The following is a 24,552-nucleotide window of genomic DNA, read 5'->3' on the forward strand; positions in this document are numbered from 1 at the left end:
GTTTTCGTTCCTCCATTCGTTTCTTGCCATTTAAACATTATAACAAATTCATTTGGCCCGGAAAAACGGAAAAAGACGTCATTCACCTGATTCACAAAAAAAGATTGCGCTCCGCCTGCTGGGATACGCCTATGTTTCAAAAAAGACAAAATGTGGAATGTCAAAGAGAAAAAAGGCAAGGAGTCTGATTTCAATGGAACAAGCCATTATCGTACTGATTTGTATATTGATTTTGATTATTTTAGTTCCCGCCGCATTGTTTCTTTGGATATACATAAGAGACGAAAAGCAGGAAGAGCATTCAGTGCTGCGCAATTATCCCGTAACGGGAAAGCTGCGTTATATATTTGAAAAAATCGGGCCTGAGCTGCGGCAGTATTTGTTCAGCAATGATAACGAAGAACAACCGTTTTCCCGGAGAGAATATGAACAGACAGTCATGTCGGGAAAGTATAAAAGCAGAATGATGGGCTTCGGATCGGAACGGGATTTCGATCAGCCGGGCTATTATATCCGTAACGCCCTCTTCCCGAAACAAAGGGAGGAACTGCGCACAGATCAGACGCCGAAGATCGAGACGATGGTATACAAGATTGACAAAGACAATCTGCTGAAGCGCAGCGAGCACCGTGAAAAAGCGAAAGCAGACCCTTATTACCTGCATCCGGACGATGTGCAAGTAATCGGCCGTGACACATGCAAGAAGCCGTTTTATGTAAAAGGATTAATCGGACAATCAGCGATGAGCTACGGCTCACTTGGCGACCGGGCAATTACCGCCCTGTCAAAAGGGCTGCACCAAGCCGGAGGCACATGGATGAATACAGGCGAAGGCGGCCTGTCAGAGTATCACCTGAAAGGCGGCGCGGATATTATCTGCCAAATCGGCCCGGGGCTGTTCGGCGTCCGCACCGAAGAAGGAGAATTTTCCTGGGAAGAATTTAAGAAAAAAAGCCGTCTCGAGCAGATTAAAGCCTTTGAATTAAAGCTTGCGCAAGGGGCGAAAGCAAGAGGCGGGCATATTGACGGCTCAAAGGTGACCGAAGAAATTGCCGCCATCAGGAATGTGCAGCCCGGACAATCCATTGACAGTCCCAACCGCTTCAACGAATTTTCAAATGTACCGGACATGCTTGATTTCATTGAGAAATTAAGGACTGTAGGTGAAAAACCGGTCGGCATTAAAATTGTCCCCGGCAGCCGCAAAGACCTTGAAGATCTTATTTCCTGCATGAGTTCATCAGGCAAACATCCCGACTTTATTACGATTGACGGCAGTGAAGGGGGGACCGGGGCTTCTTTCCATGAGCTGGCGGATTCCGTCGGCCTGCCGATTCTGACCGGCCTCCCCCTTGTTGACGGCCTTTTGAAGACATACGGTATAAGGGATAAGCTGAAAATTTTCGCATCCGGAAAGCTGCTCACTCCGGATAAGATTGCCGTCGCCCTCGCGCTAGGCGCGGATTTTGTCAATATTGCCCGGGGAATGATGTTTTCAGTCGGCTGTATCCGTGCTCAAGTATGCCACACCAATCATTGTCCTGTCGGAGTGGCGACAACCGATCCAAAACTTCAGCGCGCGCTCAGTATCGAAGACAAACAGCACCGCGTCTGCAACTACGTGCTTTCCTTGCGTGAAGGGCTGTTTCACCTTGCCGCGGCGGCGGGCATCAGCTCGCCGATTCATTTCTCAGCTGAACACATCGTATACCGGGAGAAAGACGGAAGCCTGAGAGAACTTCCCGGTCTTATGGATCAGCACGCATAAAAAAACCGCCTGCCGTCACCGGCAGGTCGGTTTTTTACGTTGCTGAGGAAGATTCCCCTTTGTTTACACGGTCAAGCGCCATTTCATAGGCGTCATTTCCGTAATTTAAGCAGCGCTTCACTCGGGAAATCGTCGCTGTGGAAGCACCCGTTTCGCTTTCAATTTTGTGATACGTATTTCCTTCGCGGAGCATTCTTGCCACTTCCAAACGCTGCGCCAGCGATTGAATTTCATTAATCGTACAAAGATCGTCAAAGAAACGATAGCATTCCTCCAGATCTTTCAGCGATAAAATAGATAAAAATAACTGGTCCAGTTCTTTTCCGCGTAATTTATCGATTTGCATCGTCAAACACCTTCTCCTTTACTAATGGAAGCTGCATCGAGATCAGGAACGATATTAATCCATGTCTTTCCCGGCACAAACGGAAGAATCTCACCGCCTTTAACGGGCAGAATACGGCCGTCTTTGTATTCCCAGTCTGACTCAATAACATCGCCGTGCTGAAGCAGGAGGCCTTTCCCTCCTGATTGAATATCGATGGCCCGCCTTCCATCTTTGTCTGTCATGCGATGGCCGGCTTCAACAATAAAAATGTTGCGCATGGCTAAAGGCTTTCCGGTCTCCCGGTCTGTCGCTTTCACACCATCAGAGCTTCTTGTATAAGTATCAGCTTTTTTATCATAATCGTATTCGACAAGATTTGTAACGTTTTGTGTTCCATAATCTATCCGAATATTGTAGGTTTCGTTTCCTGGTTTTGCTTCTGATGTCTGAAATGGAAGCGGTTTTGTTTTTCCGTTCAGCTTGTATCCTTTTTGTTCCGCCGCCTTTCTGATATTGTCATAAGACGTGTAGGAATTGTGGGGCGGCTTGCTGAAATCGGCCCGCCAAAACAGGCTTCCGTCAAAATCCAAACCGTTTATATAATCGTAAGCACCGGACTCCAGCTGCTTTTTAGCGCCGGGACTCCAGCCATGATGGATAAATATGCTGTTAAACCCGCTGCTGAGGGTGACAAAGTATTCCCTCGCGCTCCGCACAGGCCCGACCGTTTCCGGCATCTCACTCTGAAAAATCGCGAGAAACCGCGTAATCCTGCCTTCCGCGAGCGCTTCGATGACAACATCCGCCTTTGACAGCCCGGATTGGGGCCTCGCCTTCGGATGATTGTTCACTATAACTGCAATCGGACGGCGTTCTGCAAGCTTCCGCTCAGTTTTTAACCCCGTTAAAGGAGCTTCCGCCTCTTTCGGCTTCACCTGATCGGCATCATTCTGCCGGCAGGCGGCAAGCAGCAAAAACGCAAAACAAAGCATACAAACGGTTTTCCATCTTTTCATATGTCGGCTCCCTGCTTTTATATTTTAACGCATTATCGATGGAAAGAGTACAGTTTTTTTCATCACGTCGAATATTCCTCTCGGCGTAATGCGAATATAAGGCAGATGTGTGCTCTGCAAAAAGAGCAGCGTATAGATCGGATCGCAGAATCGGTAGCCCCGCTCCTCAAGCAAGGTCCTCAGCTTTTGCTCTTTTTCAAGCACGTCTTCAAAACTCTCCGCAGATGCAGAACCGTTCAAGGCAAGGGGAATTTCATGAAGAATCTTCCCGTTTTCGGCAAGCACGATTCCGCCGCCGATTTCTTTCATCCGTGAGAAAGCAAGCAGGATATCTTCCTTATTCTTTCCGGCAGCGATAATATCTCCGGTTGTCGTGTAAGAACTGACAAAGCCCTGCACCCGCTCGGAAAAACCTTTCAGCATTGTATTGACCCGCCATTTTCCATGCTTATCGAGAAGCGTGAGGTAACTTTCATCATGATCAAAAGAAAGCTGGTCAACAGAATTATCAATCGCAATCATATACGGCTCCATAATGACCGCGTTGCGCATTTTCACACCCATCGGCATTGAAAACTGTAAATCATCCATCGTCATATCATATGAAAGCTCAAGAGGGACAAGACCGCCTCTTTTCCAATCCGTTTTTGTAAACGCCTTCATATTTCGGCCGTCTTCTTTCAGCAGGATGCCTTTGGAGATCACCGTGACCGGGTCCGGATTCATCGGGTCGTCGAGAATGTTCAATGAGGCAAGCCGTCCCGGACCGACCACACCGAGAAAGTCATCCATCTGATAATACTTCGCGATATTAAAAGACGCCATATTGTAGGCGTCAATCGCCGGAACCCCTTCCTCCAAAGCGATTTTGATCAATTCATTCGTCATGCCGCCTTTATAAAAATGCGGCGCCGCCCCATCCGTCGTGTAAAAGAAATGATCATAATGCCGGAAGCCTTTTTGATGGAGATCCTGCAATATCGTTCTCAAATCAGGGCGGATGGATGAATGTCTGAGTGAAACATAGTAGCCCAATTCAAGCCGTCTCATCACCTCGTCACCATTCATGGCCTCGTGGTCGGAATCAGCTCCGAACAGTTTCATCTTCGTCAATGTTTTCTCAGAAGCGCCGGGAAAATGCCCTTCAATCCGCTTGCGCAGTTTTTTCGTCGCCTGCATGCAATGAAGCATTAAGTCATCGCCATCCATCAGGCGCGGCCACCCGGTCAATTCTCCGCCTTGAATGACATCCGGGTGCTCAATCCATTGTTTACGGACATCATAAGAAAGCAGCTGATCCTCATTCAGCACTTCTGTCTGCAGGTCGTATCTGGACCACCAGAAATATTGCACCGGCTGTTTTTTCAGTTCCTCTAATATAGTAAGCGCTTTCTTTTTACCGCTGTTCAAAAGAAAAAACAAGTTATCATTAACAAACGTCGTTGTTCCGAATTGAGACACATATTCGGCGAGCGTTTGGGGATTATATATTTGAAAAGGATGTGTATGCGGTTCAATGTAACCTGGCACAATGTATTTTCCTTCACAATTTATGGTATGAATGTGCTCTGCTGCATCAGGAATCTCATCACCAACATATACGATTCGGTCTCCGTAAATCCAGACGTTCTTTTTCAGCCATTGTTTTAAAAAAGGATTTAATACGAGAGCATCTCGTAAAAGCAGCGTTGGAAGCAGCTTTGAGTCTACAACATCCGCCTGTGATCTGATGTCTTTATTTTTCCAGTTAAAGGTACGTTCGGACATTCACATACTCTCCTTCGCTTATATTAGACCCATCGTATCACATCCGCACAATTATCGCACGGCTGAAACGTTACAAATTATTGAAGATGAATGAAAAAACTTTTTCTAAGGGAGCTGAAATGATGAAACCGAATATCAGTTTATTGAACGCCGTTATGCGCATCACTTGCGGCCTCACCATTTTATCTGCTGCGTCAGCGAAATATACGAGGAAACCTTGGTGCAAGATGCATCTCTTCTGTATGATGATGGGCGCGATGAAAGCGGCGTCCGGCATCCTCCGCTTCTGTCCGGTGACATATATGTTCCAGGCCGGAATGAATCAGGATGACAGCCATCAGCAAGAAAAATAACAAGCCGCAACGGCTTGTTATTCCGAGAAGAATCATCTCTCACAGTAAATCGACAACCTTAGTCGTCCTTTCAGAAGAAAACCCGCGTCTTATATGACGCGGGTTTCCCTCTTTATCGCTGCGAAGCTTTCAGCGCACGGGCGCCGATGTCGCTTCTGTAAAACAGTCCGGGTTTTGTCAGCCCTGAAACGGCGCTGTACACTTTATCCCTCGCCGCTTCAAATGTTTCAGCAAATGCTGTGACATTGGCGACCCGGCCGCCGTTTGTGACAAATTGGCCGCCGGCTTTTTTCGTTCCGGCATGAAAAACGGCGATCCCGTCTTCAGCGGCCGTCAAACCGCCGATCGGTGTGCCTTTCGCATAGCTTTCAGGATAGCCCTCAGAAGCCAGCACAACGCTGACGGCGGCCGTATCCTTCCATCTTAGGTCAACATCTTTCTCATGCAGCAGATCCAAAAGCACCTGAATAAGGTCTGATTCCATTCTCGGCACGACGACCTGTGTTTCCGGATCTCCGAAGCGCGCGTTGAATTCAATGACTTTTGATCCGTTTTCCGTCAGAATCAGCCCCGCGTACAGCACGCCCGTGAAGGAGCGTCCCTCCTTCACCATTGCTTTTGCCGCCGGCTTCACAATCGTTTCGACGGCGCTTTTGACGATATCATCGGAAATGTGCGGCACCGGTGAATAGGCGCCCATTCCGCCCGTGTTCGGCCCTTTGTCTCCGTCGAAGGCGCGCTTATGGTCTTGGGCGATCACCATCGGATAGACGGTCTCCCCCTTCACAAACGCCATTAAGGAAAATTCTTCGCCGGCGAGGAACTCTTCAATGACAACAGATGCGCTCGCCTCGCCGAATTTCTCATCCTCAAGAAAATCGTGCAGGCATTCAATCGCTTCTTCTTCCGTCATCGCGACCGTTACACCTTTTCCGGCCGCAAGCCCGTCAGCTTTAATGACAATCGGCGCGCCTTTTTGCCGCACATAAGCTTTCGCCTCTTCAAATGAAGTAAATGTCTCATACTCCGCCGTCGGAATGCTGTATTTTTTCATTAAATCCTTGGCAAACTGTTTGCTTCCCTCAATGATTGCCGCTTTTTCGGACGGTCCGAAAACAAGCAGTCCGGCTTTTTCAAACTCATCCGCTATCCCTTCGATCAGAGGAACTTCGGGGCCGATAATCGTCAGGCCGACATGATGTTCTTTCGCAAAGGCGATGAGTGCGGCATGATCGCTTTCTTCGATGCTGACCAGCGTTGCGCAATCCGCCATACCGTCATTTCCGGGCGCGGCGTACACCGTGTCAACAAGCGGGCTTTGCGCCGCTTTCCAAGCCAGTGTGTGCTCTCTGCCGCCTTTACCGATAATCAATACATTCACGCTTCGTTCCTCCCCTTAATGTTTGAAATGTCTGATGCCGGTGAATACCATGGCGATGCCGTATTCATCCGCTTTTTTAATTGAATCTTCGTCGCGGACCGATCCGCCGGGCTGGATAATTGCTGTGACGCCCGCTTTTGCGGCTTCTTCGACTGTATCCGGCATCGGGAAAAACGCGTCTGAACCGAGCGCGCTGCCTTTTGCTTTTTCTCCGGCCTGCTCAATGGCGATTTTGGCTGAACCGACGCGATTCATCTGTCCTGCGCCCACACCGACCGTCATATGGTCTTTTGCAAGAACGATTGCGTTGGATTTCACATGTTTAACGACTTTCCAGGCGAGCTTCAGATCTTCCCACTCCTGCTCGTTCGGCTCTCTTTTTGTCGGAATGCTGATGTCGGCGTCATCAAATCCGTGCACGTCTAAATCTTGAATCAAAAGGCCGCCCTGTACGGAAGTCAGCTGTTTTTCTTTCTTTCCTGATGCATTCACATCAAGCGTGAGCAGACGAAGGTTTTTCTTCACCGTCAGCACGTTCAGCGCTTCTTCACTGAAAGAAGGGGCGATAATGATTTCTAAAAAGATGCCGTGAAGAGCTTCAGCCGTTGCCTGATCAACTTCACGGTTCAGCGCGATGATGCCGCCGAAAATGGACGTTTTATCAGCTTCATACGCTTTATTGAATGCTTCCTCAATTGAAGCTCCCGTACCGACTCCGCACGGGTTCATATGTTTAACGGCAACAGCCGCGGGTTCTGCAAACTCCCGGACGATTTGAACGGCCGCATCCGCGTCCTTAATATTATTGTAAGAAAGCTCTTTGCCGTGAAGCTGTTTTGCCGCCGCGATGGAACCGGAGACAGGCAGTGCGCTTTGATAGAAAACAGCCTCTTGGTGAGGATTTTCGCCGTAGCGGAGCGATTGTTTTTTTTCAAATGTAACGGTGAATTGCTCTGGGTCTTTCTCACCAGCCTCGCGTGTTAAGTAATCAGCGATTAATGCGTCGTATGCCGCGGTGTGGCGGAATACTTTGGCCGCAAGCTCGCGTTTTCTTTTAAGCGAAACGCCGCCGTGTTCTTTGATCTCATTGAGCACGGAGCTGTAATCGGCCGGATCTGTGATGACCGTCACATCCTGATGGTTTTTCGATGCGGCGCGCAGCATGCCGGGGCCTCCGATATCAATGTTTTCTATCGCTTCATCATATGTTACGTCTTCTTTTGAAATCGTTTCTTTAAACGGATAAAGGTTGACGACCACAAGATCAATGGGGGCAATGCCGTGCTCATTGATCTGCGCCATATGCTCTTCATTGTCTCTTACGGCAAGCAGTCCGCCGTGAATATTAGGATGGAGCGTTTTTAACCGTCCGTCCATGATTTCAGGAAATCCGGTCACTTCCGAAATGCCGATGACATCCACACCGTTTTCCTGGAGAAGTTTTTTTGTTCCTCCGGTCGAAATGACTTCGACGCCGAGCTCTGTCAGTTCCTTTACGAAAGGTACGAGATTTGTTTTATCAGAAACACTGATTAGTGCGCGTTTGATTGTCATGCCTTTTCACCTCTGTTATTTAGTCCCAGCAGCTGTTTCACAACGCTTGGATACCATTTGTGCTCAAGCTCGTGTATCGTATGTTCTATATCTTCAAGCGTATCGTTTTCCTGTATCTCGAATGCTTTTTGCGCGATAATCGGTCCGGTGTCCATGCCTTCGTCGACGTAATGAACGGTAATGCCGGCCACTTTCACACCGGCCCGATACGCCTGTCCGACAGCGTCAATTCCCGGAAATGCCGGCAGAAGCGAAGGATGTATATTAACAATGCGGCCCCCGTAAGCTTCAAGAAGCGTATTTCCGATCAGTCTCATATAGCCGGCGAGAACGATTAGTTCCGCTCCGTGCAGACGAAGCTGTTCAATAATGGCCCGTTCAAAGGCAGCCTTGTTTGCAAAAGCTGACGGCTCAAAGGCGAATGACGGGATATGTAAAGCCTCCGCCCTTTCCGCAGCCTTTGCCTGGGGCTTATCCGTCACGAGAAGGGAGAGCTCCGCGTCCCACTTCTCTTCTTTCATACGTTTGGCAATGGCCTCAAAGTTCGATCCGTTTCCTGAAGCAAATACCGCAAATTTTTTCATGAAAGAGCTGCACCGCCGAAAGAAATGCCTTCGCCGCGTTTAACCCGTCCGATCAAATAAGCCTTTTCTCCTTGAGCTTCAAGCGTTTCGATAACATCTGTCAGGTCCTCTTCTTTAACGGCAAGGACAAAACCGATGCCCATGTTAAAGACATTGAACATGTCTTCTTCTTTCAGCTTGCCGTGCTCCTGTAAAAACGGAAAAATCGGCGGGATCGGCCATGATCCGTGATCAATTTCCGCGCTCAATCCGTCCGGCAGCATCCGCGGGATGTTCTCGATGAATCCTCCGCCTGTCACATGCGCCATGCCGTCCACCTTACCGCTTTTCACCGCCTCAAGCACCGGTTTCACATATATTCTTGTCGGTTCCAGCAATTCTTCTCCGAGAGGCCGCGCAAATGGTTCATAGACAGTATCCAAATCAAGCCCGCCATCATCAAGAAGCACTTTTCTCACAAGGGAAAAACCGTTGCTGTGAAGGCCGCTTGAGGAAAGTCCGATTAAGAGATGCCCTTCTTCGATATGTTCACCGGTGACGATTTTGTCTTTTTCCGCGACACCGACTGAAAATCCGGCAATATCGTATTCATCAGCTGTATACAGCCCCGGCATTTCCGCCGTCTCACCGCCGATAAGCGCTGATCCTGACTGCTCGCAGCCGTCTGCCACACCTTGAACGATCTGCTCAATTTTCACCGGATCGGCCTTGCCGACTGCCAAATAATCAAGGAAAAACAGCGGCTCCGCTCCTTGGGCGAGCACATCGTTTACACACATCGCGACCGCATCGACGCCGATCGTATCATGCTTATCCATTGAAAATGCGAGTTTCAGCTTGGTGCCGACACCGTCTGTTCCTGAAATTAAAACAGGCTTTTGATACGGGAGCTCTGACAGATCAAACATTCCGCCAAAACCGCCCAAGCTTCCCATAACGCCGAGCCTTTTCGTGCGCTCCACGTGTTTTTTCATTCGTTTGACGGCTTCATATCCGGCTTCGATGTCGACTCCGGCATTTTTATAAGCATCAGACATCCCTATCACTCCTTGTTAATTCGTTTCTCCTTAAAGGCAGAAAGAGAAAGGCAGCCTGAACTCGCGCTGCCTTTATATCATTTTCAAATTTTATTTTGTCAGCACCGCTTCTTTTACGTGAGGAAGCACTGTATCCTGATAAATTTCCGTCGGATATTTGCCTGTAAAACAAGCGAGGCATTGTCCGCAATTGGTGTCTTCAAATTTTCGGCCGACTCCTTTTAACAATCCGTCTACACTTAAGAAAGACAGCGTGTCGGCACCGATGATCTGGCGGATTTCTTCCACGGAATGGGAGGAAGCGATCAGCTCCTCATGGGTTGATGTGTCAATGCCGTAGAAGCACGGATGGGCGATCGGCGGTGAACTGATCTTGACGTGCACCTCTGTCGCTCCCGCTTCTCTGAGCATTGTAACAATCCGGCGGCTTGTCGTTCCGCGCACGATAGAATCATCAACCATGACGACCCGTTTTCCTTCAACAACACCGCGTACGGCCGACAGCTTCATTCTCACGCCTTGCTCACGGAGAGCCTGTGACGGCTGGATAAACGTTCTGCCGACATAACGGTTTTTAATGAGACCGAGTTCGTACGGAATGCCCGTTGCCTCGGCATAGCCGATGGCAGCAGAAATACTGGAATCAGGCACGCCTGTGACGACATCCGCTTCAACCGCGGACTCCTGAGCAAGCATTTTCCCGAGGTTTTTCCGGGCGCTGTGCACGTTAATGCCGTCGATATTGCTGTCAGGTCTTGAGAAATAAATGTACTCCATGCTGCAGATGGAACGATTGATATTCATGGAGAAACGCTCTGATTTCATGCCTTCATCATTGATGATCAGCATTTCGCCCGGCTCTACCTCGCGGAGGTATGTCGCGCCGACCACATCGAATGCGCATGTTTCTGATGCCACGACGTAAGCGTCGCCGAGCATGCCGAGCGAGAGCGGTCTGAGTCCGTTCGGGTCAAGCGCTACAATCATCTCTGTTTCTGTCATGATTAAAAAGGCGTAGGCGCCTTTCAGCATGGAAAGCGCGTTTTTTATTTGATCCTTCAGCGTGAAGTGGCCGCTTCTTTTGATCAAGTGAGCCAAAACCTCTGTGTCCGAAGAGGTTTGGAAAATGCTCCCTTGGTTTTCAAGCTGCTGCTTCAATTGTGTAGCGTTGACCAAGTTGCCGTTATGGGCGAGGGCGAGGCTGCCGTTGTTTTGCGAATGGAACAGAAGCGGCTGGACATTTTCATATCCGCCTCCGCCGGCCGTCGCATAGCGGACGTGGCCGATCGCGCCTTTTCCCTTCACTTTGCTCAGTTCGCCGTTTTGAAAAACCTCGGTAATAAGCCCCTGCCCTTTATGCGCCGTCAGTTTTTCACCGTCGGTCGCCACGATGCCGGCGCCTTCCTGTCCTCTGTGCTGCAGACTGTGCAGACCGTAATACGTAATCTGCGGAGCCTCTTCGTGACCCCAGATGCCAAACACACCGCATTCTTCATTCAGGCCTTTGATTTCAGCAAGCATGGAATAGCTCCTTTCCACGCGCGCTCAAGTTCTTTCGTTTGCGCGTGAACCAATTGTTGTCCTTCTTGACTTCGGATCGTCAGCTGTCCGTCTCCTGTAACTTCACCGATATGAACGGCATCTGCCGCAGCCGCTTCAAACGCCGCCTTGTTTTCTTTCTTTACGGAAACGACAAAGCGGGATTGAGACTCAGAGAATAATAACGCCGCTTCCCCTTCTACAGTCACGTTCGCGCCAAGGTGTTCCGTCGTCATGACGATTTCAGCTATCGCCACGCCCAAGCCGCCTTCTGACACGTCATGCGCGGATTGGATCAGACCTTGTTTAATGGCGTTAAGAAGTGATGTTTGGCGGGCTTTTTCAACGTCCAGATCAATTTCAGGCGCTCGGCCATAGATTTTTCCTTCGGTCATTTTCTGAAGTTCACTGCCTGCATACTCAGGCTTCGTTTCACCGATGACGTAAATCAAGTCTCCGGCCGCTTTGACATGCTGTGTCGTAATATGAGCTGTATCTTCAATTAAGCCGACCATGCCGATAACAGGCGTCGGATAGATGGCTGTTCCGTTCGATTCATTATAAAGTGATACGTTACCGCCGATGACCGGAGTGCTAAGCACATTGCACGCCTCGCTGATGCCGTCAGCCGCTTTTTCGATTTGCCAGAAGATTTCCGGTTTCTCCGGATTTCCGAAGTTAAGGTTGTCTGTGACCGCAAGCGGTTCTGCACCTGAGCAAATGATGTTGCGCGCCGCTTCGGCAACGGCGATTTTTCCGCCTTCTTCTGGATCAAGATATAAATAGCGGGCGTTGCAATCCGTCGTCATCGCCAGCGCTTTTTTTGTGCCGCGGATTCTGAGCACTCCCGCATCAGATCCCGGAGCGACCACCGTGTTTGTGCGCACCATGTAGTCATATTGATCGTACACCCACTCTTTGCTGGCGATTGTCGGCTGCTGCAGCAGGGCAAAAAGCGTCTCTGTCGCATCTTTCACTTCAGGCGCGGGAACTTCCGTTTCCTGAAACTCGCGGTAGTACGCGGGTTCCGCTGACGGCTTGTGGTACACAGGCGCTTCTTCCGCCAGCGCGTCGACCGGAAGTTCGCATACAACCTCTCCGTTATGTCGGAGGCGGAGCATTTTATCATCCGTAACATGACCCACAGAAACCGCTTCAAGATCATATTTGTTAAAAATATCGACAATTTCCTGTTCCCGTCCGCGTTCAATGACGAGAAGCATGCGTTCCTGAGACTCGGAAAGCATCATTTCGTAAGCGGTCATACCCGTTTCCCGCTGCGGAATGAGATCAAGGTTCATTTCAATGCCGGAGCCGGCTTTGCTTGCCATTTCCGCACTTGAACTTGTCAGGCCGGCCGCCCCCATATCCTGAATGCCGACTAACGCGTCGCATTGGATGACTTCAAGGCAGGCTTCCAAGAGAAGTTTTTCCATGAAAGGATCGCCGACCTGCACCGCGGAACGTTTTTCCTCAGACGAATCAGACATTTCTTCTGATGCGAAAGTAGCGCCGTGGATGCCGTCGCGCCCCGTCTTAGCGCCGACGTACATGACCGTGTTGCCGACACCTTTCGCCTGGCCTTTTTTAATATCCTTATGATCGATTAAGCCGACGCACATTGCATTGACAAGCGGGTTGCCCTCATAGCTTGCGTCAAACTGCACTTCTCCTCCGACGGTCGGAATGCCGATACAGTTTCCGTATCCCGCGATTCCCGCCACTACTTCTTCAAACAAGTACTTCACTCGAGGTGAAGTGAGTTCACCAAATCGAAGAGAGTTTAATACAGCTATCGGACGGGCGCCCATTGAGAAAACGTCACGGATGATGCCGCCCACTCCCGTCGCAGCACCTTGGTATGGCTCAAGCGCTGACGGGTGGTTATGCGATTCAATTTTGAACACGACCGCCTGATTGTCACCGATGTCAACGATTCCCGCGCCTTCTCCGGGACCCTGCAGCACGCGTTCGCCGCTAGTCGGGAATTTGCGTAAAACCGGTTTTGAGTTTTTATAGCTGCAGTGCTCTGACCACATCACGGAAAAAATCCCGATTTCCGTATAGTTCGGCAATCTTCCGATAATCGATTCAATGAGTGCGAACTCGTCATCACTGACACCCATTTGCTGATAGAGTTTCTCTTCTTTTATTTGTTCTTTACTTGGTTCAAGCAGTAGCGACATGAGTTTCCCTCCAATTTTTCACAATAGACTGGAACAATGCAAGACCGTCTGCGCTGCCGAGCAGTTCATCGACCGCACGCTCCGGGTGAGGCATCATGCCTAATACGTTGCCTTTCTCATTCACGACGCCGGCAATGCCGCTTACGCTTCCGTTAATATCGCTGCCATATTTGAAGGCGATTTGATTGTTTTCTTTTAATCTTTCAAGCGTTTCGTCATCACAGTAGAAATTGCCTTCGCCGTGGGCAACCGGAATCGTAATCGATTGTCCCTCTTTATAAGAAGATGTGAACATTGTTTCGCCGTTCTGCACGATTAATTCAACCGGGCGGCAGATGAATTTTAAATCTTTGTTGCGTCTCATGGCGCCGGGCAGAAGTCCGAGCTCCTGCAAAATCTGGAATCCGTTGCAGACGCCGAGAACCGGTTTGCCTTCAGCAGCCGCTTTTTTCACCGCCGGCATGATGTTTGCGAATCTGGCGATGGCGCCGCATCTCAGGTAATCGCCGTAAGAGAAGCCGCCGGGGATGAGCACGCCGTCAAATCCGTCAAGGCTTGTTTCCTCGTGCCAGACATACTCGACTTCTTCGCCGAGTTCGTCCTTCACGGCGTGGAACATATCAATATCACAGTTGGAGCCGGGTAACACAATCACCGCAAATTTCACTGTGCGACAACCTCCTCAACTTCATATCGGTAGTCTTCAATGACTGTATTGGCTAGGAGCTTCTCACACATTTCTTTCACGAGCGCGTCAAGATCACGGTCAGATTTTTCGATCGTCAGCTCCATGTATTTTCCGATTCGCACATCCTGCACTTCATTGTAGGTCATGCTGTGCAATGCATGCTGCACCGCGCTTCCTTGAGGATCGAGCACACTTTCTTTTAAGCTGACATAAACTTTCACTTTATACATTATGAAATGCCTCCCAGTCTTTTGAAAATCTCTTCATATCCGTCGGTTAAGCTTCCCAGGTTCTGTCTGAACAAATCTTTATCAAGCTTTTCGTTCGTGTCTTTATCCCACAGACGGCACGTGTCAGGAGAGATTTCATCTGCTAAAAGCACCCGTCCCTCTGCGTCTAAGCCGAATTCCAGCTTAAAATCTATTAATCTGACACCGCAGTCTTCAAAAATATGCTGAAGTTCTGGATTCACTTGATTTGTAATTGATTTGATCGTTTCGACCTGCTCAGGAACCGCCGCTTTTAAGAGCCAGATATGATCTTCGGTAATGAGCGGATCACCGAGTGCGTCGTCTTTATAGTAAAATTCGATAATCGGCTGCGGAAGCTTAGTTCCTTCCGGGATGCCGAGGCGTTTCGACATGCTTCCGGCGGCAAAGTTTCTGACCACGACTTCAATTGGAATGATGCTTACCTTTTTGATAAGCTGCTCTGATTCTGAAAGGCGCTCTACAAAGTGATTGTCAATTCCTTTAGCATGCAGATGTTTGAAAATCAGGCTTGAAATTTCATTGTTCAGACGGCCCTTTCCGCTGATCTCCGCTTTCTTCTCACCGTTAAAGGCTGTTGCGGAATCCTTGTAGACCACGCGGAGAATCTGTTCGTCTTCTGTTTGATAAATTCGTTTCGCTTTTCCTTCATAAAGAAGATTATTGTTCTTAATATTCACGGAAGGCCTCCTAACCCGAATCTTGGGAATATTCAATCTATGGCGGCTAAAGAAGCCGCCTCCGGCTGGCTTCTTCTATAAACCTAAACGCTCAAAGATCAAGTCGACGTTTTTCAAATGATAATTGTAGTCAAAGCAATCAGCAATCTGTTCCGGTGTAAGACGGGAGGTGATTTTTTCCTCCGCTTCGACAAGCTGGCGGAACGGCACTTGTTTTTCCCACGCTTCCATCGCCTTCGGCTGAACCGTGTCATATGCTTCTTCACGAGGCAGACCCGTGTCGATTAAAGCGAGCAGCACGCGCTGAGAATAGATTAAACCGAGTGTACGGTCCATGTTGCGTTTCATATTTTCCGGGAATACCGTTAAGTTTTTGACGATATTGCTGAAACGGTTCAGCATGTAATTCAGCGCGATTGTCGCGTCAGGAAGAATGATGCGTTCAGCCGATGAATGAGAAATGTCACGCTCATGCCATAACGGAACATTTTCGTATGCCGTCAGCATGTACCCGCGGATCACACGCGCCATGCCCGTCATATTTTCCGACCCGATCGGATTCCGTTTATGAGGCATAGCCGATGAACCTTTTTGTCCTTTTGCAAAAAACTCTTCCACTTCACGTGTTTCACTCTTTTGAAGACCGCGGATTTCCACTGCGAATTTTTCAATGCTCGTCGCAATCAAAGCCAGTGCCGCCATATAATCCGCATGACGGTCCCGCTGCAATGTCTGAGTGGAAATCGGCGCCGCTTTCAGGCCGAGTTTTTCACAGACATACTGCTCTACGAACGGATCAATATTTGCATACGTGCCGACCGCGCCGGAAAGCTTCCCGACTTCGATCCCTTCTTTTGCCTGCTTGAAACGTTCAAGGTTGCGTTTCATTTCTTCGTGCCAAAGCGCGAGCTTCAGACCGAATGTCGTCGGTTCCGCGTGTACGCCGTGCGTGCGGCCCATCATGACCGTGTATTTATGTTCTTTCGCTTTTTCTTTTATAATGTCAACAAATCTCTCAATGTCCTTGAGCAAAATCTCATTCGCCTGTTTTAATAGATAGGAAAGAGCGGTATCCACGACATCTGTTGACGTCAGGCCGTAGTGAACCCATTTTCTTTCTTCGCCTAATGATTCTGAAACCGCGCGGGTGAATGCCACGACGTCATGGCGGGTATCCTGCTCGATTTCCAAAATGCGGTTAATGTCGAAAGACGCGTTTTCGCGCATGACTTTAACATCTTCTTTCGGAATGACGCCAAGCTCAGCCCAGGCTTCACAGGCTAAAATCTCGACTTCCAGCCATGCCTGGTATCTGTTTTCGTCCGTCCAGATCGCGGACATTTCAGGTCTTGAATAACGTTCGATCATTATGCTCGTCCCCCGTCTCTTTTCATCCATATGTTTGTGATGTCCTGAATCCATTTTTCATCAGGCTCCCGCAAAAACGTTATATGCCCCATTTTGCGGCCTTTTTTAATCTCATGTTTTCCGTACAAATACAGTTTGGCTTCTTTTAAAAGCTCCGTATGCTCCTCCGCCAGCTTCACTTCATCACCGAGAAGATTCACCATCATTCCCGGTTTGAGCAGATCGGTTCGGCCGAGAGGAAGTCCGCAGACCGCTCTGATGTGCTGTTCGAACTGGCTCGTTTCACAAAGGTCGAGCGTATAATGCCCCGAATTGTGAGGACGCGGCGCCAGTTCATTGATCAAAAGGTCTCCGTCTTCTGTGACGAACATTTCCACCGCAAGCGGCCCGACAAGCTCCAATTTCTCCGCGAGCTGAACGGCAAGCGCCTCTGCCCGCTTTTGAATCGTTTCCTCCGCTCTCGCGGGCACGATGCTTTGGAACAGAATATTATTTTTGTGGATATTTTCAGCAGCCGGAAAGGTTGAAATCTCTCCGTGCACCGATCTTGTCACGATAACGGAAAGCTCCATCCGGAATGACACCCAGCTTTCCAGTATGCACGTGCCGTTTTCCAGCAGCGCGGCCGCTTCATCTGTCTGTCCTTCTTCCTTAATGACAAATTGGCCTTTGCCGTCATATCCGCCGCGGCATGTTTTCAGCACTGCCGGAAGCCCCAATGACTGAACGGCTTCCTCAAGCTCCCGTCTGCTGTTTACGATCCGATAAGGGGCGACCTGACATCCGGCTGACTGGATCGCCTTTTTTTCCGTTTCCCTGTTTTGGGTGATAAGCAGCAGCTCGCTTCCTTGGGGAAGGTATGCATGTTCTTTGAGCCAGTTGAGCGCCTCGTAATCGATATTTTCAAATTCGTACGTAATGATATCGCTGACTCCGGCCAATTTTTGAATCGCTTCACGGTCATTATACTGGGCGGTAATCTCAATATCGGCGATCTGTCCGCATGGCGAGTCTTTCACGGGATCGACGACTGCGACTTTATAGCCCATCTGTTTTGCGGCGACAGCCATCATTTTTCCGAGCTGTCCGCCTCCGATAATACCGATGACAGCGCCGGGAAAAATCGTTTTTTTATCAGACAAGCTGATCACTGCTTTCCAGCACCGTTTGTTTTGTCGCATTTCTTCTCGCCTCTAGTTTATCCGCAATATCACCGTCAAATGCCGACAAAATTTGCGCGGCTAACAGACCCGCGTTCACTGCGCCCGCTTTCCCGATCGCCGTCGTCGCGACCGGCACGCCGCCGGGCATCTGTACGATAGACAGAAGAGAATCAAGCCCGTTAAGCGATTTCGTCTGAACCGGTACGCCGATCACCGGCAGCGTCGTTTTGGCCGCCGTCATTCCCGGCAGATGCGCCGCTCCCCCGGCTCCGGCAATAATGACTTTTAAGCCTCTGTCTCTTGCGCTTTCTGCATATTCAAACATCAAATCAGGCGTCCGATGCGCGGATACTACCTGTTTTTCATAAGGAATGTGAAGTTCGTCAAGTATGTCGCATGCATGTTTCATTGTCTCCCAATCGGAGGTGCTTCCCATGATGATTCCTGCTAGCGGCTGCATTCTGTTCCCACCTTCTCATGCTTTGTTTTTCAGAAAAAAAAAGCCCGGCTTATATTGCAACTATGAGGAAGCAATACAAACCGGGCATGGCGCGCGTATCGTCAGTCGTTCGCTTCTGCGATATCCATGTCAGCTGTTTATCACTTTCCTGCATAGTCCGGCCGTTTACGGCAGCCGGGTAGAAACTTATGGGCCATATTCCCAAGATTATATGAGGTCGTGTTTTGATTTCATGTTTATCTTAACAACGGACTTGGATAATGTCAACGACATTATCGAACGATATAAAAATTCTTTCTTTTAATGTTCGTGTTTAGATCAATTTCCCTTCAAATACGATTTTTTTCCCGCAAGGAACAACTTGAATTGATCCATTTTCTTTCTTTTCTGTAAAGATCGGCTCTTCCATCCGCCGGACGGGCATATAGCCCTCTTCCTTCATTAAAGTAAGAATGGTGTCGATCGTTTCATGTCCCGTTACTTCAAACCGTTTCTTCTTTGGCTTTGTCATTCCTTAATTCTCCTCTTCTTCACTGCTTTCACCCAGAATCCGCCGTGGATCGCTTTCGGCTCAAAAGCGATGATAAACGCTTTTTCATCGAGCGTTTTAATCGTATCATACAGCTGAAGCTCATATTTGCGCGGCGTCAGAATCTGCATGGCGGTCCGGTCCCCTTCAAGGCCGCCCGCGACCCAGCTTGTGACTCCGTATCCTTTTTCCCGAAGCTGTTTCGGCAGGTCCAGATCAAGCTCTTTCGTAATGACGTTGACTGTTATGTAGCCGAGCGCCAGTTTTTCTTCAATTTTCATTCCCACTATGACGCCGAGGCCGTAGCCGAGCGCGTAGGCAATGACGTTTTGAATCTGATTCAGATTGCCGAGCACGAGACTCAAGCCGGTCACATACACAAGGATTTCAACCGTACTGATGCCTGCTGCGAAATAGCGCTGCCCCTTTAATGTAAGGATCATCCTGATCGTAAAGAAAGAGACATATATAATATTAATGATGAGAATAATGAGAACCATACCTATACTGTTGGATAAAATCGTCTGCATCATTGATTCCCCCTCCTCTGACTTTGAAAAGCCAATCTTTCAATTAAGGATAGTTTACCCTCTTTTGATCATTTTCAAAAGAAAAAAAAGCCCGCCCCACGGCAGACTTTCAAACTCTTTTCAGTGAAGCTCAGCTTTCTTCAATCGTTTGACCGCTTCATATTCCTTTTCAAGCTCGCTCAGCGTGTATCCGGACAGTTCCTGAACGTGGTTTTGGTATAACCCTGAGCGGATCAGCTCGGTCCTCAGATGCTGTTTTTTCCGATTAATGGCTTCTCGCAACAACGGGGCCATCCTCATCATCCTTTCCGAATCATAAAGATTAATGCCGCTTTCCAATTTCTGTTGCTCCCATCATATATCGGACGGCTTTTCAAAACAACACGCTTCATTAGAAATATTTGTAAACATTGTGAAAGACAAATTTCGACTTATAAAGGGATCAGCGAGGCAGTAAAGTACTCTGAAATAAGCGGCCATGTCACAGCCGTAAAGACGAGCATGATGATGACCGCCGCAGAAATACAGTACATCACGTCGACGGCAGGATTCTCAGCCGATTTGTACAGAATCTGCACAAACTGAACCATCGCCGATGCAGCCAGAAATAAGGTCAGCGCCGTAAACACCACGGTGATAACCGGCAGATTCAATATCGCGAAAATCATCCACACGATAGAGCAGACGACAGCCGGAACAAGAAGTGAACCGACTCCCGCGGCCGCATCCCGCATCGTAATTTTCTGTTTCAGCAGATAGCGTGATACAAGCCAGACCGCGCCGGCCGCAGCGGCAAAAAAGACGAGCGAATACACGAGAACGACGGTAAAGCCGTCAAAAAACGTGTGATGCCGTTCCCCGTATCCGAGCGGTCTCTGCTGGCTCGCCCTCAGCTGAAACCAATTTCCGATTGAGAAAAAAATACTGAATACAAGCATTGAAATAAGAGCATATTTAAAGCGGGAAAAGCCGTCTTCTCCAACGACCTTCACCGGTGATGTCAAAATGCGCAATGCGAAACGGCAATAACGTTTGACCGCGGCCCATACAGAAGCGAGTTTTTCCGTAAAAGCCGGAGCCGGGCGCCGTTCCTTTTCTTTCTTCTTTTGCTTTTGATAACGTCCCGCTTTTCTGGACATTCTCGAGAGCGGTTCTTCATCAGTTCCCTGATGCTGTTTTTCTTCTTCCAACGTTTCTTTTCTTTCTTCCGTCATGTCAGCAACTCCTATCAAAAAAATACGGCGGAATTTGTTAAGCAAGAAAATAAAACACTTATATAAGGTACCGAAGCGTCCTTCATCAGTCAAGCGGTTTTCTTCACCCGGACACCCACATGACGTTTTATATTATGTATTGGTTTTACGGAATAGGACAAAAACAAAAAACCGGCTGTCCTCAGCCGGTTTTTCCGTTATTTCAAGAAGATGAAATACAGGATAAAGATGACGAACAGCCCGTACATAATCGGGTGGACGCTTTTTCCTTTTCCTTTGCAGATCATTGTAATCGGGTAGAAAATAAAACCGATCGCAATCCCCGTCGCAATGCTGTACGTCAGCGGCATCATAATCATCGTTAAAAATGCCGGCACAGCCACCTCAAATTTATCCCAGGCGATCTTACCGAGCGGCGCCACCATCAGCGCGCCGACGATAATTAAAGCCGGAGCCGTCACATTCGTGGTGACAACTGACAGAAGCGGCGAGAAAAACATCGCCAGCAAAAAGAGGATGCCCGTGACAACAGCAGCGAACCCGGAGCGCGCTCCCGCCGCAACGCCTGAGCTTGATTCAACATAAGAAGTCGTTGTAGACGTACCAAGCACGGCTCCGATAACGATTGAAGTTGAATCTGCCAAAAGCGCTCTTCCCGCGCGCGGAAGTTTGTTTTCCTTCATCAGTCCTGCCTGTGTCGCTACAGCTACCAGCGTACCTGCCGTATCGAAAAATCCGACGAACAGGAAAGTTAAAATGACAATCAGCATTTGTACGGAAAAGATATCCGGAAGGTGCATCCACGCCTGTCCGAAAGTCGGCGCAAGACTCGGCACGCTGCCGACAATGTGTGTCGGAACCGGAATCAGCCCGCAGATCATACCGGCAACCGCCGTCAGAAGCATTCCGATAAATACGCCGCCGTTTACGCGAAGCACCATCAGAATGACCGTCACAATAACACCGAAAACCGTCAGCAGCACAGGCCCGCTGTGAATATTGCCGATAGATACCAAAGTCGATGAGTTCGCTTCAATAATGCCCGAACCCTGCAAACCGACAAATGTAATGAATAAACCGATACCCGCGCCGACCGCCAATTTCAGCTCAGGCGGAATCGCATTAATGATTTTTTCCCGCAATCCCGTCAGCGAAAGCGCTACGAAGATAATTCCGGAAATCAAGACACCGGAAAGCGCAGCCTGCCATGAAATCCCCATGCCGAGGACGACAGAGAAAGCAAAAAACGCGTTTAATCCCATACCCGGCGCAATCGCGATCGGATACTTTGCAATGAGCCCCATTAAAATACACCCGGCCGCAGATGCAAGAGCTGTAGCGGTGAACACCGCGCCCTGATCAATTTTTAATGCTTCCGGAAATCCTTTCACACCGTTTAAAGACAATGTGAGCGGATTGACGAACAGAATGTACGCCATTGACAAAAAGGTCGTTAAACCGCCGATGATTTCATTACGATAGCTTGTCCCCAGCTCATCAAACTGAAAAAATTGCTTCAAGCCAATTGCCTCCTTCATTCTCTCCCATTTATTCTGCCCGTTATCCGCCAAATAAAAAACGCCCCAAATACATTTGGGACGCTTGACTACATACGTTCAGTCTGAATAAATAAGAATGGATTATTTATATCAAACGATTGAGATTGATCCGTAGTCAAGCCATTTACGGTAGCTTGGTAGAAACTTGCGGGCCATATCCCCGCCATTATACGATATCTGCATATTTGATTTCTGAGTCTATTGTATCAATTCAATTTTGAAAACTCAATAAAAAAACGAACAATCTTGTTTAAAAAAATTAGTTTATTCGTCAATTGACCAATAATGGAAGACGGCAAAAGCCGCCTTCCTGACATCATTTCCCATCCGCAGTCCGCACCGGCACCGAGAATGTAATCTTGCCGTCACCTGCTAAAATGTTCATGGCCGTTTGATTGACATACAAAGCGTATGATTCGAATGAGAAATCGCGCAATGAATATTCTTTATCGGATGAATCATCTAATTCAAAAACGGATTCCATTTCACCCGTTTTAAGATTCGTGACTTTCGCCTTATTCCCTTTCAGATAATAGCCTTTTTCATACTCATTAATCGATGGCCATGTTTTCATTTTTTTCGTATTGCCGAGACCGATAGTCTCACCGATATTCATCAGCTGATCTTCATCCGCCTTGCTTAGATTAATTCCGCTGAATTGATAATCGACAATTACCCGTCTGACTTGCTGTTTAATCTTTTTGATGGTGATACCGACATGATGATGTTTCGTTTCATAGCTGGCGGGCAGTTTTGTTTTCAGAGGGACGATTTCTCCAGGCTCTGATTCTGATTTTACATCACCCGTTATGAAAAGTGTTTTCGCTTTCGGGTCTATCGGTTTGCTGAATTGAGTTTGGCCGCGTACTCTTTTCCCTCCGCCGGGAAGGTTCTTCCTGCTGCCAAGTTCAATAGCCGCCAACGTCATTTCATAATGGTTTCCTGCATCATCCGTTGCTTCGTCAATCGAGATGGCATCATTTTTAGCTGCATCTTGAAAGTCGACTGAATACAGGAGAGCCGATCCCATCGTTCCGTTTTCCGCCCGGATATCGAAAAAGCGGTATAACCCGTTTACATTCACAGCTTTCGTTCCTTCAAGAGAAACGGACTTTTGTTTTTTAATCGGGAGTGTAAAGCGCCAGTTTCCGGGGATGTCCTTGATTTTTGTAATGACAAGCGGAAGCTTATCACCGTCTTTCAGCTTTGAACCGTCTGTGAACAAGCGAAGCTGCCCCCCGTACTGCCCGTCTTTCATTTTTTTCATGCCCTGACTGTCATAATCCAAAGATAATATATTCCGGCTGTCTTTATAATCGACTTCAAAAGGAATATCCTCCTCATCAGATTTCAAATTGTCAACGGTAAAATTGTAAACGAGCTGTCCGCTGTCGTAATACACACTTTTCACTGTAACCGTAATCCCGCGCGATTCCGCTTTCTCGTTCAGTTTTGTCACCAAATTGCTTTTAAACAGCGCAGAACCTGCCTTATCCTGAAATACCCTGTAAATCTGCCCGGCAACAGGGATGTTTCCCATAGCCGTATTAACGGAGGGCATGAACAAGCCTGAGGACAGATACAGAATAAACAAAGCAGCAGCAACCGCGAGGCTGTTTATCACTTTTCGTCCCCATCTCCGTCTGACGGCGCCTTCTTTTCCGGCACGGACAGCGGCGCTATGTATCACGTTTTTCAATTCAGCTTTCGGCACGTCAATGTCCTGATACAATTGCTTCATTTGATGCTTTTCCATATTTGTTTATCCTCCTTTTCCAGCTCCTGCTTCAATGCTTTTCTCGCCCTGTGGAGATGCGTTTTTACAGTGCCTTCCGCCATACCGGTCTGTTCAGCGATCATGGCAATCGAGAAGTCTTGAAAATAATAAAGCTGAATGGTCAGCTGTATATGTTCGTCAAGCGTTTCCAGGGCATTCCGAAGATCTATGTATTCTTCAATGTTCTTATTCTCCGCGCGTGTATCATGTTGCGGCTCAAACGGGATAACGTCTCCGTTCTTTTTCCTCATTGCAAAAATCGTATGAAGCAAAATCCGGATCAGCCACGTTTTAAAATATTTCGGCTCCTTCAGCTGCGCGATATGAAGAAAAGCCTTGTAAGCCGTTTCCTGTACTGCATCCAGCGTATCTTCTTTGTGATGCAAATAGAGATAAGCTGTTTTATATAAAGTATCCTGATGGGTTGTGATCAGTTTTTCAAAGGCTGAGGCATCACCTTTTTTCGCCTTTTTGATCAATCGTTCTTCCTTCACCTTATCCACCTCCTATGCTGTTAGATATGAATCAGGGCAAAACGGTTTCAAAAAGATAAAAAAAAACGCCTCTTTTTTAAAAAGAGGCGTTTTTTTATTGATTTATTCCCACTCAATGCTTTCTAAACATTATAAGAATTAATTTATTGAATATCAAGCCTTTTGGGGTGTTTGCAGTTCCTTCATTTAGAAGTTACCATAAAAATATTGCTCCCCCCGTGTTCTGAATATTATGGGAGGGGGGAAATACTGTGAACACTGTATTTTTAGTGTTTTAGTTGACCTTATAATAAAAAAAGCGCACTAAA

The 24,552-nt window shown here is 48.2% G+C and carries 24 protein-coding genes and 2 riboswitches; of the genes, 2 read left to right on the top strand and 22 right to left on the bottom strand.

Annotation, left to right across the window (positions count from 1 at the left end; translation table 11 throughout):
• Positions 1–193: 193 nt before the first annotated feature.
• On the top strand, positions 194–1,768 hold the full coding sequence (locus tag ACH32G_RS15445) for an FMN-binding glutamate synthase family protein (protein WP_224988961.1): 1,575 nt from the start codon (positions 194–196) through the stop codon (positions 1,766–1,768).
• 34 nt (positions 1,769–1,802) lie between these two features.
• On the opposite strand, the gene ACH32G_RS15450 is transcribed toward ACH32G_RS15445, so the two are convergent.
• Genes ACH32G_RS15450 through ACH32G_RS15460 form a run of 3 tightly spaced genes read right to left on the bottom strand, consistent with a single transcriptional unit; the run spans position 1,803 to position 4,879 of the window.
• Positions 1,803–2,114, bottom strand: a complete 312-nt coding sequence (locus ACH32G_RS15450) for a YerC/YecD family TrpR-related protein (RefSeq protein ID WP_003155745.1) — start codon at positions 2,112–2,114, stop codon at positions 1,803–1,805.
• A gap of 2 nt (positions 2,115–2,116) precedes the next feature.
• Entirely contained in the window at positions 2,117–3,112 is a 996-nt protein-coding gene (locus tag ACH32G_RS15455) for a DUF3048 domain-containing protein (RefSeq protein ID WP_064778045.1), read from the bottom strand.
• A gap of 24 nt (positions 3,113–3,136) precedes the next feature.
• Complete coding sequence (locus tag ACH32G_RS15460) at positions 3,137–4,879, bottom strand: adenine deaminase (protein WP_045926638.1); 1,743 nt, start codon at positions 4,877–4,879, stop codon at positions 3,137–3,139.
• Positions 4,880–5,001: 122 nt separating this feature from the next.
• Between ACH32G_RS15460 and ACH32G_RS15465 the strand changes: the two genes are divergently transcribed.
• The gene (locus ACH32G_RS15465) at positions 5,002–5,232 is read left to right on the top strand and encodes a YgaP family membrane protein (protein ID WP_003155749.1); all 231 of its coding nucleotides are present in this window, start codon (positions 5,002–5,004) and stop codon (positions 5,230–5,232) included.
• Between the two features lie 112 nt (positions 5,233–5,344).
• Here the strand turns inward: ACH32G_RS15465 and purD are convergent, their stop codons facing one another.
• From purD to ACH32G_RS15560, 19 genes are all read right to left on the bottom strand, one after another.
• On the bottom strand, positions 5,345–6,613 hold the full coding sequence (gene purD / locus ACH32G_RS15470) for a phosphoribosylamine--glycine ligase (RefSeq protein ID WP_264819795.1): 1,269 nt from the start codon (positions 6,611–6,613) through the stop codon (positions 5,345–5,347).
• Positions 6,614–6,628: 15 nt separating this feature from the next.
• Positions 6,629–8,167: a bifunctional phosphoribosylaminoimidazolecarboxamide formyltransferase/IMP cyclohydrolase gene (gene purH / locus ACH32G_RS15475; protein WP_448814540.1), complete on the bottom strand. Its 1,539-nt coding sequence runs from the start codon at positions 8,165–8,167 to the stop codon at positions 6,629–6,631.
• On the bottom strand, positions 8,164–8,751 hold the full coding sequence (gene purN, locus ACH32G_RS15480) for a phosphoribosylglycinamide formyltransferase (protein ID WP_448814541.1): 588 nt from the start codon (positions 8,749–8,751) through the stop codon (positions 8,164–8,166). Before purN ends, purH begins: the two co-directional genes overlap by 4 nt.
• On the bottom strand, positions 8,748–9,788 hold the full coding sequence (purM, locus tag ACH32G_RS15485; protein ID WP_448814542.1) for a phosphoribosylformylglycinamidine cyclo-ligase: 1,041 nt from the start codon (positions 9,786–9,788) through the stop codon (positions 8,748–8,750). Before purM ends, purN begins: the two co-directional genes overlap by 4 nt.
• 90 nt (positions 9,789–9,878) lie before the next feature.
• Positions 9,879–11,309 (bottom strand): amidophosphoribosyltransferase, encoded by a 1,431-nt coding sequence (gene purF, locus ACH32G_RS15490; protein ID WP_448814543.1) that lies wholly within the window; start codon positions 11,307–11,309, stop codon positions 9,879–9,881.
• Complete coding sequence (gene purL, locus ACH32G_RS15495) at positions 11,285–13,513, bottom strand: phosphoribosylformylglycinamidine synthase subunit PurL (RefSeq protein WP_016937014.1); 2,229 nt, start codon at positions 13,511–13,513, stop codon at positions 11,285–11,287. Before purL ends, purF begins: the two co-directional genes overlap by 25 nt.
• Positions 13,497–14,180: a phosphoribosylformylglycinamidine synthase subunit PurQ gene (gene purQ, locus ACH32G_RS15500; protein ID WP_448814544.1), complete on the bottom strand. Its 684-nt coding sequence runs from the start codon at positions 14,178–14,180 to the stop codon at positions 13,497–13,499. The genes purL and purQ overlap by 17 nt, the downstream gene beginning before the upstream one ends.
• A complete protein-coding gene (purS, locus tag ACH32G_RS15505; protein ID WP_003155758.1) occupies positions 14,177–14,431 on the bottom strand; it encodes a phosphoribosylformylglycinamidine synthase subunit PurS in 255 nt (84 codons plus the stop codon). The genes purQ and purS overlap by 4 nt, the downstream gene beginning before the upstream one ends.
• Positions 14,431–15,150: a phosphoribosylaminoimidazolesuccinocarboxamide synthase gene (purC, locus tag ACH32G_RS15510; protein WP_045926634.1), complete on the bottom strand. Its 720-nt coding sequence runs from the start codon at positions 15,148–15,150 to the stop codon at positions 14,431–14,433. The genes purS and purC overlap by 1 nt, the downstream gene beginning before the upstream one ends.
• A gap of 75 nt (positions 15,151–15,225) precedes the next feature.
• Positions 15,226–16,518: an adenylosuccinate lyase gene (gene purB, locus ACH32G_RS15515; RefSeq protein WP_007408896.1), complete on the bottom strand. Its 1,293-nt coding sequence runs from the start codon at positions 16,516–16,518 to the stop codon at positions 15,226–15,228.
• Positions 16,518–17,699 carry a 5-(carboxyamino)imidazole ribonucleotide synthase gene (gene purK, locus ACH32G_RS15520; protein WP_448814545.1) on the bottom strand — a complete coding sequence of 394 codons (1,182 nt, stop codon included), beginning with the start codon at positions 17,697–17,699 and terminating at the stop codon, positions 16,518–16,520. Before purK ends, purB begins: the two co-directional genes overlap by 1 nt.
• A complete protein-coding gene (purE, locus tag ACH32G_RS15525; RefSeq protein ID WP_003155768.1) occupies positions 17,653–18,141 on the bottom strand; it encodes a 5-(carboxyamino)imidazole ribonucleotide mutase in 489 nt (162 codons plus the stop codon). Before purE ends, purK begins: the two co-directional genes overlap by 47 nt.
• 133 nt (positions 18,142–18,274) lie before the next feature.
• Positions 18,275–18,376: riboswitch (purine riboswitch) on the bottom strand.
• A gap of 78 nt (positions 18,377–18,454) precedes the next feature.
• Positions 18,455–18,652 (bottom strand): NETI motif-containing protein, encoded by a 198-nt coding sequence (locus ACH32G_RS15530; RefSeq protein ID WP_327816207.1) that lies wholly within the window; start codon positions 18,650–18,652, stop codon positions 18,455–18,457.
• Positions 18,649–19,203, bottom strand: coding sequence for a DUF2179 domain-containing protein (locus tag ACH32G_RS15535; protein WP_016937019.1), 555 nt, complete (start codon positions 19,201–19,203; stop codon positions 18,649–18,651). Before ACH32G_RS15535 ends, ACH32G_RS15530 begins: the two co-directional genes overlap by 4 nt.
• A 117-nt stretch (positions 19,204–19,320) precedes the next feature.
• Positions 19,321–19,494, bottom strand: coding sequence for a Fur-regulated basic protein FbpA (locus ACH32G_RS15540; protein ID WP_188154839.1), 174 nt, complete (start codon positions 19,492–19,494; stop codon positions 19,321–19,323).
• A gap of 137 nt (positions 19,495–19,631) precedes the next feature.
• Positions 19,632–20,414 (bottom strand): hypothetical protein, encoded by a 783-nt coding sequence (locus ACH32G_RS15545; RefSeq protein WP_045926631.1) that lies wholly within the window; start codon positions 20,412–20,414, stop codon positions 19,632–19,634.
• A 197-nt stretch (positions 20,415–20,611) separates the two neighbouring features.
• On the bottom strand, positions 20,612–21,934 hold the full coding sequence (locus tag ACH32G_RS15550) for an NCS2 family permease (protein WP_003155780.1): 1,323 nt from the start codon (positions 21,932–21,934) through the stop codon (positions 20,612–20,614).
• A gap of 131 nt (positions 21,935–22,065) precedes the next feature.
• A riboswitch (purine riboswitch) is annotated at positions 22,066–22,167 on the bottom strand.
• A 122-nt stretch (positions 22,168–22,289) separates the two neighbouring features.
• Positions 22,290–23,729 carry a DUF4179 domain-containing protein gene (locus ACH32G_RS15555; RefSeq protein ID WP_448814546.1) on the bottom strand — a complete coding sequence of 480 codons (1,440 nt, stop codon included), beginning with the start codon at positions 23,727–23,729 and terminating at the stop codon, positions 22,290–22,292.
• Positions 23,711–24,244, bottom strand: coding sequence for a sigma-70 family RNA polymerase sigma factor (locus ACH32G_RS15560; protein ID WP_047476366.1), 534 nt, complete (start codon positions 24,242–24,244; stop codon positions 23,711–23,713). Before ACH32G_RS15560 ends, ACH32G_RS15555 begins: the two co-directional genes overlap by 19 nt.
• Positions 24,245–24,552 lie beyond the last annotated feature (308 nt).

The sequence above is a fragment of the Bacillus sp. CIS52 genome, from assembly GCF_053545315.1.

Excerpts from the sequence above, each read along its gene's own strand:
- ACH32G_RS15445 (WP_224988961.1), top strand. The coding sequence starts at position 194 with ATGGAACAAGCCATTATCGTACTGATTTGTATATTGATTTTGATTATT.
- ACH32G_RS15450 (WP_003155745.1), bottom strand. The coding sequence starts at position 2,114 with ATGCAAATCGATAAATTACGCGGAAAAGAACTGGACCAGTTATTTTTA.
- ACH32G_RS15455 (WP_064778045.1), bottom strand. The coding sequence starts at position 3,112 with ATGAAAAGATGGAAAACCGTTTGTATGCTTTGTTTTGCGTTTTTGCTG.
- ACH32G_RS15460 (WP_045926638.1), bottom strand. The coding sequence starts at position 4,879 with ATGTCCGAACGTACCTTTAACTGGAAAAATAAAGACATCAGATCACAG.
- ACH32G_RS15465 (WP_003155749.1), top strand. The coding sequence starts at position 5,002 with ATGAAACCGAATATCAGTTTATTGAACGCCGTTATGCGCATCACTTGC.
- purH (WP_448814540.1), bottom strand. The coding sequence starts at position 8,167 with ATGACAATCAAACGCGCACTAATCAGTGTTTCTGATAAAACAAATCTC.
- purN (WP_448814541.1), bottom strand. The coding sequence starts at position 8,751 with ATGAAAAAATTTGCGGTATTTGCTTCAGGAAACGGATCGAACTTTGAG.
- purM (WP_448814542.1), bottom strand. The coding sequence starts at position 9,788 with ATGTCTGATGCTTATAAAAATGCCGGAGTCGACATCGAAGCCGGATAT.
- purF (WP_448814543.1), bottom strand. The coding sequence starts at position 11,309 with ATGCTTGCTGAAATCAAAGGCCTGAATGAAGAATGCGGTGTGTTTGGC.
- purL (WP_016937014.1), bottom strand. The coding sequence starts at position 13,513 with ATGTCGCTACTGCTTGAACCAAGTAAAGAACAAATAAAAGAAGAGAAA.
- purS (WP_003155758.1), bottom strand. The coding sequence starts at position 14,431 with ATGTATAAAGTGAAAGTTTATGTCAGCTTAAAAGAAAGTGTGCTCGAT.
- purB (WP_007408896.1), bottom strand. The coding sequence starts at position 16,518 with ATGATCGAACGTTATTCAAGACCTGAAATGTCCGCGATCTGGACGGAC.
- purK (WP_448814545.1), bottom strand. The coding sequence starts at position 17,699 with ATGCGACAAAACAAACGGTGCTGGAAAGCAGTGATCAGCTTGTCTGAT.
- purE (WP_003155768.1), bottom strand. The coding sequence starts at position 18,141 with ATGCAGCCGCTAGCAGGAATCATCATGGGAAGCACCTCCGATTGGGAG.
- ACH32G_RS15530 (WP_327816207.1), bottom strand. The coding sequence starts at position 18,652 with ATGACAAAGCCAAAGAAGAAACGGTTTGAAGTAACGGGACATGAAACG.
- ACH32G_RS15535 (WP_016937019.1), bottom strand. The coding sequence starts at position 19,203 with ATGATGCAGACGATTTTATCCAACAGTATAGGTATGGTTCTCATTATT.
- ACH32G_RS15540 (WP_188154839.1), bottom strand. The coding sequence starts at position 19,494 with ATGGCCCCGTTGTTGCGAGAAGCCATTAATCGGAAAAAACAGCATCTG.
- ACH32G_RS15545 (WP_045926631.1), bottom strand. The coding sequence starts at position 20,414 with ATGACGGAAGAAAGAAAAGAAACGTTGGAAGAAGAAAAACAGCATCAG.
- ACH32G_RS15555 (WP_448814546.1), bottom strand. The coding sequence starts at position 23,729 with ATGGAAAAGCATCAAATGAAGCAATTGTATCAGGACATTGACGTGCCG.